Origin of the sequence: Granulicella aggregans (genome assembly GCF_014203275.1) — a bacterium.
GTDB lineage: Bacteria > Acidobacteriota > Terriglobia > Terriglobales > Acidobacteriaceae > Edaphobacter.
Map to the genome: position 1 here is coordinate 528,942 of NZ_JACHIP010000004.1, position 12,655 is coordinate 541,596.

Here is a 12,655-nt window from a genome sequence, read left to right on the forward strand (position 1 = left end):
GCCTAGACCCAGCCGCCATCGACGATGTAGCTCTGGTTGGTGATGCCGCTCGAGTCATCGGCCGCCAGGAAGAGGGCTAGCCGCGCCACCTCTTCCGGTTGCAGCATGCGCTTGATCGCCTGCTGTCCGAGGATCTCGTTGACGTACTCCTCGGTGTACCAGTTCTCGCGCTGGCGGGCGGTCTCGATGGCTCCGGGAAGGATGCAGTTTACGCGGATGCCATGCGGGCCCAGTTCGTGGGCCAGAGTTCTTGTCAGTCCAACGATCGCCGCCTTGCTGGCGACGTAGACGGGCAGGCCGGTCGACGGAATTATCCACGAGATGGAGCTCATGTTCAGGATGACACCCCGGCCCTGCCACTTCATCCCTGGAATGACGGCCTGCGAGACGAAGAACTGGTGCTTCAGATTGACGGCGGTGCAGCGGTCCCAGAACTCTGGGGTCACGTCCTCTGTCTTATGGCGGGTATCGTCACCGGCGTTGTTGATGACGACGTCGATCGTGGTGAACCGGGTGATGATCGCAGCGAGTTTTTCGGCTAGTTGGGCAGAGTCCGTCAGGTCGCAGTGGACGTACACGGGAGCATGTGCCGCGTTCGGGCTTAGGCGGTCGATCAGTGCGGAAGCTGCCTCGTCGTTGATGTCGAGGAAGACGACCTGCGCGCCCTGGAGCGTGAACGCTTCGACGAGGACTTCGCCGATACCGCTGGCTCCGCCGGTGATGAGGACGACACGGTCCTGAAGGCTGGGGTACTTTGCGAACTGTTCTGCGCCTTTATTCTGCGATTCCAAAGAGCCACCTCGGCACGACATGCCTTGCGAATCTTTATACTTGAAGCCGACCATGCAAAGCACACAGCCAGCGTTCCAGTCCGTAGAAGACCAGCTCGATCTCATCACCAAGGGCACCGCCGAAATCCTTCCCCTCGAAGCGTTGAAGGAGCGGCTTGCCGCCTCCATCGTCAGCGGGAAGCCGCTGCGCATCAAGGCGGGCTTCGATCCCACCGCGCCCGACCTGCACCTCGGGCATACGGTGCTGATCCGTAAGCTGCGGCACTTCCAGCAGCTTGGGCATACGGTGATCTTTTTGATCGGCGATTCGACCGCGCTGATCGGCGACCCGACCGGGCGCAACGTGACGCGCAAGCCGTTGACGCCAGAGCAGATCGCCGCCAACGCCGAGACGTACAAGGAGCAGGTCTTCAAGATCCTCGACCCGGTGAAGACGGAGGTCCGTTACAACTCCGAGTGGCTGGACAAGCTTGGCTACTACGACATGGTCAAGCTGATGGCGCAGTTCACGGTCTCGCAGATGCTCGAGCGCGAGGACTTTCATAAGCGTTTCCAGGCGGAGCAGCCGATCTCGATGCACGAGATGCTGTACCCCGTCGCCCAGGGCTACGACTCAGTCGCGCTCGAATGTGATGTGGAGCTGGGCGGGACCGACCAGAAATTCAACCTGATGCGGGGCCGCGACTTGCAGAAGCACTTTGGCCAGCGGCAGCAGAGCATCCTGATGGTGCCGATTCTCGAGGGGCTGGACGGCGTGCAGAAGATGTCGAAGTCGCTGGGGAACGCGATCGGCATCCATGAGGTGCCGAACGAGATGTACGGCAAGCTGATGTCGATCTCGGACGAGCTGATGTGGCGCTACTGGACGCTGCTGACGGATCTGCGGCAGTCGGAGATTGATGCCATGTGGGCCTCCGTCACTGCGGGGACGCTGCATCCCATGCAGGCGAAGAAGGACCTTGCACGGACGATTACTGGGGATTTTCACTCAGTTGAGGCGGCAGAGGGTGCGGCGGAGCACTGGGCGAGGCAGTTCCAGCGGAGGGAGTCATCGGAAGACGCGCTTGTGGTGCGTATCGCCGTGACCCCAGAGCTCTTTCGGCATGATCTATCTGCTGGTGCCGATGCCCCGAAGATGGTGAAGCTGGCAAAGCTGCTGCAATTAGCCGGACTTGTCGCATCGGCGGGCGAAGGTACGCGGAAGCTGGCGGAGAATGCGGTGAGCCTGAATGGAGTAAAGACGACTGCCCAGGCGGAGGCTATGGGGGTACTTGGGGACTCGCCCGTCATCCGCGTAGGGAAGAAAGAGATTCGCGTTGCCTGGGAGAGGGCGTAGGCTGCCCTCTTTCTGGTGCAATCGAGGCGCAGGCCGAAATTCCAGTAAGAAAAATGAAGGCCGCATTCACCCTGTATTCATTGACGATTCCTTCTTTATCGGCAATTCCTGCACAGCTTTTCAACACTTAGGGGTTGCGCGACCCCGGCCCCACTGCTAATCTCAGGAAGTCGCAAACAGCCAGACACACTGCAACGAAGTAAAGAGCAGGTTTGGAAATGAGCGATGGCCGAAGATTGAGACTTGCAAAACATTGCGAAGCTTGATACATTCAGTGAGTACCAAACAGCAGCTTCGCACCCAGCTCTTGCAGTACAGAGCGGATTGTAATGGGGAAGACGGAGCGCAGTCCAAGCGTTTGATCGTGGTTATGAGTCTAGGCTAAGCCAGACCGACCCAATCCAAGCCCAAGCTACTGCAAGTGAACTGAGCGATTGCCTTTTGGCTTTCGTTAGCAATTTGGAGCTAAGTGCTCCGCGCCTCTTTCGAGAGTCGTTACGATATTTTGAGATTTTGTGCTGTGCCGAACGATTGTCGACTGAATAAGTAGCTTCGATCTCTGCTACCCGCATAGGCGGATGAGAGTGAAAAGCGAAACGAAAGGTTGACAAACGAGATGAAACTTAGTAATCTTAGAAAGTTCGCGCAAGACGGAACGATGCTGAGCAACACTCGAATAGGTTGAATAAGCGCCGAGTAGAGTAAGTAGCCGAAAGGTTACAGCAAGCACCCCCAGTCAACATACAGCGCATCAAGTTCGAGGACACACCCGTGGCTATGCCCGGTTGTTCCTTGATCCAAAGCTGCCCGCTTAGGCGGAATCAGTTCGGATCTTTGACAACATAGTTGAACGTGCCAGTCGTGAGATGATACGAAATTTGGTTTAGTCATTCTCACTAGTTTTACACTCTCCGGGAGTTTTCGAGCTCCGGGGAGGCTTGATCCAACCCGACCCCTGTCGATGGTTGGCAAGCAAACCAAGATTAAACGAGAGTTTGATCCTGGCTCAGAATCAACGCTGGCGGCGTGCCTAACACATGCAAGTCGCACGAGAAAGGGACTTCGGTCTTGAGTAAAGTGGCGCACGGGTGAGTAACACGTGACTAATCTACCCTCGAGTGGGGAATAACTGAGAGAAATCTTAGCTAATACCGCATAACACTTACGAGTCAAAGCAGCAATGCGCTTGGGGAGGAGGTCGCGGCCGATTAGCTAGTTGGCGGGGTAATGGCCCACCAAGGCGATGATCGGTATCCGGCCTGAGAGGGCGCACGGACACACTGGAACTGAAACACGGTCCAGACTCCTACGGGAGGCAGCAGTGGGGAATTTTGCGCAATGGGGGAAACCCTGACGCAGCAACGCCGCGTGGAGGATGAAGTATCTTGGTACGTAAACTCCTTTCGATGGGGACGATAATGACGGTACCCATAGAAGAAGCCCCGGCTAACTTCGTGCCAGCAGCCGCGGTAATACGAGGGGGGCAAGCGTTGTTCGGAATTATTGGGCGTAAAGGGTGCGTAGGCGGTTTGACAAGTCATCTGTGAAATCTATGGGCTCAACCCATAGTCTGCAGGCGAAACTGTCGGGCTTGAGTATTGGAGAGGTGAGTGGAATTTCCGGTGTAGCGGTGAAATGCGTAGATATCGGAAGGAACACCTGTGGCGAAAGCGGCTCACTGGACAATAACTGACGCTGATGCACGAAAGCTAGGGGAGCAAACAGGATTAGATACCCTGGTAGTCCTAGCCCTAAACGATGATTGCTTGGTGTGGCAGGTACCCAATCCTGCCGTGCCGAAGCTAACGCGATAAGCAATCCGCCTGGGGAGTACGGTCGCAAGGCTGAAACTCAAAGGAATTGACGGGGGCCCGCACAAGCGGTGGAGCATGTGGTTTAATTCGACGCAACGCGAAGAACCTTACCTGGGCTCGAAATGCACAAGAATCCGGCAGAAACGTCGGCGTCCAGCAATGGACTTGTGTATAGGTGCTGCATGGCTGTCGTCAGCTCGTGTCGTGAGATGTTGGGTTAAGTCCCGCAACGAGCGCAACCCTTATCTTCAGTTGCTACCATTTAGTTGAGCACTCTGACGAAACCGCCTCGGATAACGGGGAGGAAGGTGGGGATGACGTCAAGTCCTCATGGCCTTTATGTCCAGGGCTACACACGTGCTACAATGGCCGGTACAAACCGCTGCAACCCCGCGAGGGTGAGCTAATCGGAAAAAGCCGGCCTCAGTTCGGATTGGAGTCTGCAACTCGACTCCATGAAGCTGGAATCGCTAGTAATCGTGGATCAGCATGCCACGGTGAATACGTTCCCGGGCCTTGTACACACCGCCCGTCACATCACGAAAGTGGGTTGCACTAGAAGTCGGTGCGCTAACCGCAAGGGAGCAGCCGCCCAAGGTGTAATTCATGATTGGGGTGAAGTCGTAACAAGGTAGCCGTAGGAGAACCTGCGGCTGGATCACCTCCTTTCTAAGAGAGAACGTCTCGGCACACTTCAGCGCCTCGCGTATCGCGAGCGGCTCTGGTCTCACGACCATCCGAGTTTGATAGTGATGTTGCCGAGTACCATTCATGTGAGCTTCGGCAAGCATGAATGAGCCTGAACTAAACCTTCTCTTTTTCGCTATCTGTCAACACCGATGGTCAATAGCGGCGTAGCTGCTATGCACGTTCAACTGTGTCCTCGAAACCTTTCGAGAAATCCAGCTAGGCTCCTAGCCTTTAGCTATCTAGCTAAACGCTAGGAGCCAATAAGCTACGAGCCGCTGTTTGGGCCTGTAGCTCAGTTGGTTAGAGCGCACCCCTGATAAGGGTGAGGTCGGTAGTTCGAATCTACCCAGGCCCACCACTTTATATCGAAGATATGTTATTCTGATCTTCGACGTAACGCAGGATGGGGCTGTAGCTCAGTTGGGAGAGCGCCTGCTTTGCAAGCAGGATGTCATCGGTTCGATCCCGGTCAGCTCCACCATCACTCGATAAGGCAACGATTCAAAGCAAGCACATCTGCTTCAGGTTGAGCCACCGCGCTGTACATCGCGACGGAGGTTGAACCTTGAGCAGGAATGCTCAAGCCGCCCAAGGGCGCGACAGCGACGACGTTTTATACGACTCGCTCGACGATTTTTGACAACTGAATAGATTGGGTAAATATAACTACAAGGCTGAGCAATTTAGCTTCTCAGGTAGTATCTGAGCGGCGACATTGTCAATCAGTATTGAGTGTCTTTAGAATAATTATTTTCGTGTTACCTGCTGATATCTCGCAAGTTGAGATTGAAGCAGTACGACACAGGCGTGGACAAATTATCAAAAACGTAGATTACCGATGTTGCAGGGGTTGTTACTCTGCTGCGTGCGAGTAAATTCTATGGTCAAGCTACTAAGGGCGCACGGTGGATGCCTTGGCAGAAACAGGCGATGAAGGACGCGGCAAGCTGCGATAAGCTTCGGGGAGCGGCACACACGCGTTGATCCGGAGATTTCCGAATGGGGAAACCCACCTAGGTAAAACCTAGGTATGTCCAACTGAATTCATAGGTTGGAACAGGCGAACGGAGGGAAGTGAACCATCTCAGTACCTCCAGGAGGAGAAAGAAACCTCGATTCCGATAGTAGTGGCGAGCGAAATCGGAACAGCCCAAACCCGTGACATTTCGGTGTCTCGGGGGTTGTAGGGCCTGCAAAAGTAGAGTTACCAATCTGGTTGCTAGTCGAATCTTCTGGAAAGGAGATCCAAAGAGGGTGACAGACCCGTAGACGAAAGCGATCCAGACTCGAAGCAGGTACCTGAGTAAGGCGGGGCACGAGAAACCCTGCTTGAATCCACGGGGACCATCCCGTAAGGCTAAATACTCGTTTCTGACCGATAGTGAACCAGTACCGTGAGGGAAAGGCGAAAAGCACCCCATTGAGGGGAGTGAAAAGTACCTGAAACCGTGTGCCTACAAGCAGTGGGAGGACTATGCCCGTAAGGGAATGTCTGACCGCGTGCCTATTGCATAATGAGCCGGCTAGTTATTCTTGTCAGCAAGGTTAAGCGTGAGCGAGCCGCAGCGAAAGCGAGTCTGAATAGGGCGTTAAGTTGGCAGGAATAGACGCGAAGCGGGATGATCTACCCTTGGCCAGGTTGAAGATAGGGTAATACCTATTGGAGGACCGAACCGGTGTTTGTTGAAAAAAGCTCGGATGAGCTGAGGGTAGGGGTGAAAGGCTAATCAAATTCCGTGATAGCTCGTTCTCTCCGAAATAGCTTTAGGGCTAGCGTCGGGTGATTTGGATCGGTGGTAGAGACATGGATGGACTAGGGGGCTTTCCGGCTTACTGAATCCAACCAAACTTCGAATGCCGATCACAACCAGCCCGGCAGTCAGACTGTGGGGGCTAAGCTTCACAGTCAAAAGGAAAACAGTCCAGATCGCCAGCTAAGGTCCCAAAATTACAGTTAAGTGGGAAAGGAAGTCGGAACTCTCAGACAGCCAGGAGGTTGGCTTAGAAGCAGCCATCCTTTAAAGAAAGCGTAATAGCTCACTGGTCAAGAGGTCCGGTGCCGACAATACAACGGGGCTAAAACTGTATACCGAAGCTGCGAATGTATCGAAAGATACGTGGTAGGAGAGCATTCTCTCGTGGATGAAGCGTAACTGGGAAGATACGTGGACATTAGAGAAGAGACCCTGCCGGCATAAGTAGCGATAATGAAGGTGAGAACCCTTCACGCCGAAAGTCTAAGGTTTCCTGAGGAAGGTTAATCCGCTCAGGGTTAGGCGGTCCCTAAGTCGAGGCCGAAAGGCGTAGACGATGGAAATCCGGTTAATATTCCGGACCTCCCAATAATTCGTTATCACGATGGGGTGACGCATAAGGATAAGCTGGACCTCCTATGACTATGGGGTTCGATACGCGTAAGCTGGTTTCTCTAGGCAAATCCGGAGAGACTTAACAGTGAGGCGTAAAGCAGTAAGCCGTATGGCTGAAAGCAGCTGATTTCATGGTGCCAAGAAAAACCTCTAAGGAGAAAGATTGGGAACCGTACCACAAACCGACACAGGTAGACGAGGAGAATATCCAAAGGCGCTCGAGTGAAAGCTTGTTAAGGAACTCGGCAAATTAGACCCGTAACTTCGGGAGAAGGGTCGCCCCCTGGGTGCAAGCCTGGTGGGGCCGCAGTGAAACGCGAACGGCGACTGTTTAACAAAAACACAGGTCTCTGCAAAGTCAAAAACGACGTATAGGGGCTGACTCCTGCCCGGTGCCGGAAGGTTAAAAGGAGAGGTTAGCCGCAAGGCGAAGCTTTGAATTGAAGCCCCGGTGAACGGCGGCCGTAACTATAACGGTCCTAAGGTAGCGAAATTCCTTGTCGGGTAAGTTCCGACCTGCACGAATGGAGTAACGATCGTTCGACTGTCTTAACGAGTTGCTCGGCGAACTTGTAGTACCGGTGAAGATGCCGGTTACCCGCAGCTAGACGAAAAGACCCCGTGCACCTTTACTATACTTTTACTATGAGTTACGGCCATTGCTGCGCAGGATAGGTGGGAGGCTTTGATACCAGACTTTTGGGTTTGGTGGAGCCAACGGTGAGATACCACCCTGCGATTGTTGTGATTCTAACCTGCTTCCATTATCTGGAAGAGGGACATAGTAAGACGGGTAGTTTGACTGGGGCGGTCGCCTCCTAAATTGTAACGGAGGCGCGCGAAGCTACACTCAGGTCGTTTGGAAATCGACCGTCGAGTGCAAAGGCATAAGTGTGGTTAACTGCGAGACCTACAAGTCGAGCAGATGCGAAAGCAGGCCTTAGTGATCCGGTGGTTCTGTATGGAAGGGCCATCGCTCAACGGATAAAAGGTACGCCGGGGATAACAGGCTGATCGAAGCCAAGAGTTCATATCGACGCTTCGGTTTGGCACCTCGATGTCGGCTCATCACATCCTGGAGCTGTAGAAGGTTCCAAGGGTTCGGCTGTTCGCCGATTAAAGTGGTACGTGAGCTGGGTTCAGAACGTCGCGAGACAGTTCGGTCTCTATCTGCTGTGGGCGTAGGAGATTTGAAGAGGGCTGTCCTTAGTACGAGAGGACCGGGATGGACGAACCTCTTGTGTTCCAGTTGTCATGTCAATGGCACGGCTGGGTAGCGAAGTTCGGTTGTGATAACCGCTGAATGCATATAAGCGGGAAGCACGCTCTAAGATGAGATCTCCCAACCCAAAAGGGAAATGAAGGGCTCAGGAAGACCACCTGTTTGATAGGCTGGAGGTTGAAGTGCAGTAATGCATGTAGCTTACCAGTACTAATCGCCCGTTCGGCTTGTCCATAGAATTTACTCTGCGCAGTGAGTTCACGTTTTGTGAATTGTCCACTGTTCTAGGGTCATTCAATACAAGCTTTGTAGTTATAACTTTTGGATAAACGCAACAATGTAACAAACGTCTGGGAACACCCAATCTATTCAGTTGTGGAAGATCGCGAGCGCGATATTTCTAAAGTTTGCCGGTGAGTTTACCGCGAGGGTCACACCCGTTCCCATCCCGAACACGGAAGTTAAGCCTCGTTGGGCCGATGGTACTGCACGCGTAAGTGTGTGGGAGATTAGGTGATCGCCGGCATAATACAGAAAGCCCCATCTTCGGATGGGGCTTTTCTATTTCCGTCACAAATCGATCCTTAGATATCTATAAAGCAGCTTCGAGAAAAGCCGTCCTAGCGCTTGTGTGCTTTCGCGACTTCCAGCAAGTCTTCGACGGCGGCGTCCAGATGATGGTACGCTCCGCCGAAGAGGCGCATGAGACGGTCCGCAAAACCGCGACCAACGGGGGGGAAGTTGATGTGAGTGGGGTTTTCGCCGGTGTAGTAGGCGTGGAGCAGCCGGATCGCGAAGAGGCAGTTTTGAACTGAGGCGAAGTCCACCACTTCGCGGGTAAATTGCATGTCGGGGCTGCTGTAGAGTTCGCGAATGCCGAAAAAGGTGGACTCCATGAACGTGTGGGAGACTTCAGTCCAATCGCCTTGCTTGATAGTCGGTTCAGAGAGGATGTAATAATGGGGCTCGCTGAGGAGATTAAGATTGGCTATGCGGCTTTGCAGTACGCCGCCGCCTCGGTCGGCGTCTTCGATGCGTACGCCGCGCCGCACGAGGCAGTGAGAGATTTGCGACGTGGCAGAGACGAGGCCGAAGCGCTCGAACTCGTTTCCAGTGAGACCAAAACGCTTGCCTAAAACAATTGAGACAGCGCTGCCGGTGGGACTCCAAGGTAAGAGCTGGATGATGTGACCGCCTTCATGGGATTCGTAGGGCAGCATATTGAAACCGGGCAACGCGATAAGGCCGCAGTCCTTTTCTGACTTCACGACCTGGAGGAGTCGGGCGACGGTGCCGGGAAAGAAGCTATCGTCGTCGCTGAGAAACCAGAGATAGCGGCCACGCGCCTTTTTATAGAGGGTAAAGATGTTTCCGTCGAAGCCAAGGTTGCGCTCATTGGGGGAGATGACAAAGTGGCGCCCCATCCGCTCACGAAAGGACTCAGCTATTTCAAGAGTGGAATCCAAAGAAGCGTTGTCTGAAACGAGGATCTCAACTTCATCGCCGAGTCCCTCCTGGCTAAGCCGATTTAGCTGCTCAGCCAGGAGGGCGGAGCGGTTATATGTCGGGATACCAATGGTCAGTTGAATACATTGCGACATAAATGGATAACTCTCTTAGTTACTCTTGTCGTATTTAGTCGTGAGTCTGACCCAGCGTTGCTAACTCAGTATTTATTCAGGCCAAGCGGCAAGTAACTCTCTGGCGCGGGCCTTCATCTTGTCTGCCAAAAGGACCGTGATATTGCTGATGGAGTGGGTATGAATCACGGCTAGCTCATCCAGTATGGTGTTGTGGGAGTAACGTACGGGAGGTAAAAGCTGGCCGCCAAAGGGGTGAAGGAGGATCGCGGCAGCCTGTTGTTCACAGGCATGGGCGTCATCAAAGCGAGGTATTGGCTCCCATCGATGTGCGCCTCCCGGCCAGTCATCAATCATCCTCAAACAGCCTTTGATTGCTTCCTCAGTTAGATGAACTCCAGGAGCCAAGCAATAGAAATCACCAAGCAGGCCTTCAAGGATGGGCGGCTTATAATGGCGAAGCTTATAGAGGGTGCCCCCGAAGCTAAACATATCGGCCATGTAGAGAATCTTAGCCTGCTTCACAGGGTTCCAGGTGAAGGCGAGAACTTCCTGCGGCACCTTAAGAAAAAAGACATCGCAACCGATAAGCAGGCGATGCTGGTCGACGGGAAGAATATGAAAGTCGGCGAGCATGCGGATGATGCAGCGGTGGTCGGTCTGGGTCTTATGCTTTATCTCGTTGGCAATCTCTTCCCATCTTGTGAGTTCGGCGGGATATTCCTCATCAAGGGCAATGACTCGTGACGGAAAACTGAACATCGCGCATAGATCGAGATAGTTCTGTTTGTAAGCGGAAAGAGTATAGAAGACTAGCGTGATGTTGGCATAGCGGGAGACCTGCTCTTCCAACGTCGTTACAGAGAGTAATAACTCGATCGCAATATCCTGGGTGCGAGTTATCGGAAAAAATGCGCAATATCTGACGTAGAGTGTTTGCAAGATTCCTCTGATGTGCTGCGGTTAGGAAGATCAGCCTCGAAGACGGGCGAGTGTCACGATCCGTGCCAGCTGATTATAAAACTCCAGTTCGAGTTCCTCTGTTTGCGCCCACTTAATGAATCAGGAGCATAACGGCGAACGTTGGTTCCGTTCATCGTTATGCTCCTGTGTGAACAGACCTCTCTTTACGAATCAAGGCTCGAAGAGTTTAGGGCTGCTGCGCGACTTTTGATGCTTCGCGGGCTAACTTTTCAGCGGCCTTTTGTGCCTCGCGGGCCGTCTTCTGTGAAGCGGCGATGGCGTGCTGAGCTGTCGCGGGCATATCGGTCAGGGCAGGCGGAGCGGGTGGAAGAGGTGGCAAGGGAGCAATGCTGGCGCGCTTCAGGGAGATATCTTCCTGAGTGGTCGTGATCTTGATGTTGGCTGCTGCCTTGCCGACGTTCCCGGTGATCGACTTCCGGTTGTTGTTCTCGGAGACTGGAAGGGCGAAGTCGTTCTCGATATCGCCGTCCGTGGTCTCCGCCGTTACATTGAAACCGGCCTGGTCAGGGACGGTCAGCGTGACCTCGCCGTTGCGATTCTCCACCGAGACATTGCCAAGCGGGGGTGCGCCGGTCAGATCGACCTTGCCGTTCTTGTTGGTGATCGTCACGTCGCCGGCAACACGATCGAGAGTGATATTGCGGTTGCGAGTGTTCAATACGACCGGTCCGACCAACTGATCGGCTGAGAGATCCTCATCGGAGCTGATGTCGAGCTGGCCATCTAGGCGGGCAAGCTGGAAGTCGGTGCGGCTGGTGTGAAAGCGGAAGGCGGCCCGAATATGTTCGACGTGGGTCTCGCCAAAGAAATCGCCCTGGACCGAGACAGGTCCGTTGATGTCCGAGAGTGTGATGCCGCCGCCCCGGCCTTCGAGCGTGACCGGGCCGGTAACGCTGTGAGCGGCAAAGTCCGATCCGGTGTTCTGAATGTGGGTCGTGACGCTTCCAGTGATGGCGCTCAGTTCAACATCGCCGTGGTTCGCCGTGATATTCACAGAGCCGCGCACCCCGCTCACTTTCACATCGCCGTGGTTGGCAACTACGGTGTTCGACGAGACGGAGGGAACGGTAATCACCAGATCGGCACGAGCGCCGTCCAGAGCTGGCAGGGTGACATGGGTGACGGACCCGCTGCGGTCGATCTTCGGGCTCAACTGCTCCGATTTGTTCGCTGCGTCCGAATCGCTCCTGCTGTAGACCTCTTTGTGGACCGTTACGTGGATCTGGTTGTCGTCGCTGGTGCCCGAGATGGTGACGTCACCCCGGGGGTTGTCGACCTGCAGCGTGCCCTCGCCCGCAAAGGCCTGATCGAGCGTCTGATCGCTCTCATGCTTGTCGCCGAGAAACTGATCGATGTTCTCCTGGTTGAAGCTGTCGCCAAAGAGGCTATGACCGTCGTGGAAGTTGCCTTGAATTCCCTGGTGGATTCCGCCCGCGATGGCTAAAAACACCAGCAGGGTGATCACACCTCCACCGAGGCTGCGCCGGACGTAGGGCTGTCCTGTATCTCCGCGGAATGTCTGGTCGAAGCCCCACTCAATCAGGACGACGACGCCAACTCCGATGAGGAGAAGGGGCCACCAGTGACCCAGCCATGACCAGACCGCAAAACTTGGCAGCTTGCCTAACTGCACGAGCAGGAAGACCACGCCGAGAGCGATGACCATGATCGGTCCGACGATTGAGCCGCGACGAAGCCCACGATATTGTGCGCGGTAGGCGTCGCGCTGGGCACGAAACATCTCGCGTTGCGCCCGAGCCTGGTCTTTCAGGATGCGACGCTGGTACTTCCAGTCGCCACGAAAGTCGTTCGGGCCATAAGGAGGACGGGAACCCGGAGGTGGATAGGGTGGAGGATAGCCAGACATAG

General features: G+C 54.5%; 5 protein-coding genes, 2 tRNA genes and 3 rRNA genes. 6 read left to right on the forward strand and 4 right to left on the reverse strand.

Features of this window, described 5'->3' with window-relative positions:
• Nucleotides 1–2 precede the first annotated feature (2 nt).
• On the reverse strand, nt 3–791 hold the full coding sequence (locus HDF16_RS16035; protein ID WP_246409162.1) for an SDR family NAD(P)-dependent oxidoreductase: 789 nt from the start codon (nt 789–791) through the stop codon (nt 3–5).
• 52 nt (nt 792–843) lie between these two features.
• Between HDF16_RS16035 and tyrS the strand changes: the two genes are divergently transcribed.
• The 6 genes from tyrS to rrf all read left to right on the forward strand — a co-directional run bounded on the left by tyrS (nt 844) and on the right by rrf (nt 8,748).
• A complete protein-coding gene (gene tyrS, locus HDF16_RS16040) occupies nt 844–2,127 on the forward strand; it encodes a tyrosine--tRNA ligase (protein ID WP_184218429.1) in 1,284 nt (427 codons plus the stop codon).
• Between the two features lie 983 nt (nt 2,128–3,110).
• Nucleotides 3,111–4,610, forward strand: a 16S ribosomal RNA gene (locus HDF16_RS16045).
• A gap of 302 nt (nt 4,611–4,912) precedes the next feature.
• Nucleotides 4,913–4,989: transfer RNA gene (locus tag HDF16_RS16050), tRNA-Ile, on the forward strand.
• Between the two features lie 47 nt (nt 4,990–5,036).
• Nucleotides 5,037–5,112: transfer RNA gene (locus HDF16_RS16055), tRNA-Ala, on the forward strand.
• Nucleotides 5,113–5,513: 401 nt separating this feature from the next.
• Nucleotides 5,514–8,457 (forward strand): 23S ribosomal RNA (locus tag HDF16_RS16060).
• Between the two features lie 174 nt (nt 8,458–8,631).
• A 5S ribosomal RNA gene (rrf, locus tag HDF16_RS16065) occupies nt 8,632–8,748 on the forward strand.
• Together the 16S, 23S and 5S rRNA genes with 2 tRNA genes alongside form the textbook arrangement of a ribosomal RNA operon.
• 94 nt (nt 8,749–8,842) lie before the next feature.
• On the opposite strand, the gene HDF16_RS16070 is transcribed toward rrf, so the two are convergent.
• The 3 genes from HDF16_RS16070 to HDF16_RS16080 all read right to left on the reverse strand — a co-directional run bounded on the left by HDF16_RS16070 (nt 8,843) and on the right by HDF16_RS16080 (nt 12,653).
• Complete coding sequence (locus tag HDF16_RS16070) at nt 8,843–9,823, reverse strand: glycosyltransferase family 2 protein (protein ID WP_184218432.1); 981 nt, start codon at nt 9,821–9,823, stop codon at nt 8,843–8,845.
• A gap of 72 nt (nt 9,824–9,895) precedes the next feature.
• Nucleotides 9,896–10,744, reverse strand: a complete 849-nt coding sequence (locus tag HDF16_RS16075; RefSeq protein WP_184218435.1) for a hypothetical protein — start codon at nt 10,742–10,744, stop codon at nt 9,896–9,898.
• Between the two features lie 208 nt (nt 10,745–10,952).
• On the reverse strand, nt 10,953–12,653 hold the full coding sequence (locus tag HDF16_RS16080; RefSeq protein WP_184218438.1) for a DUF4097 family beta strand repeat-containing protein: 1,701 nt from the start codon (nt 12,651–12,653) through the stop codon (nt 10,953–10,955).
• Nucleotides 12,654–12,655 lie beyond the last annotated feature (2 nt).

Coding starts and splice junctions, on each gene's coding strand:
- HDF16_RS16070 (WP_184218432.1), bottom strand. CDS start 9,823: ATGTCGCAATGTATTCAACTGACCATTGGTATCCCGACATATAACCGC.
- tyrS (WP_184218429.1), top strand. CDS start 844: ATGCAAAGCACACAGCCAGCGTTCCAGTCCGTAGAAGACCAGCTCGAT.
- HDF16_RS16080 (WP_184218438.1), bottom strand. CDS start 12,653: ATGTCTGGCTATCCTCCACCCTATCCACCTCCGGGTTCCCGTCCTCCT.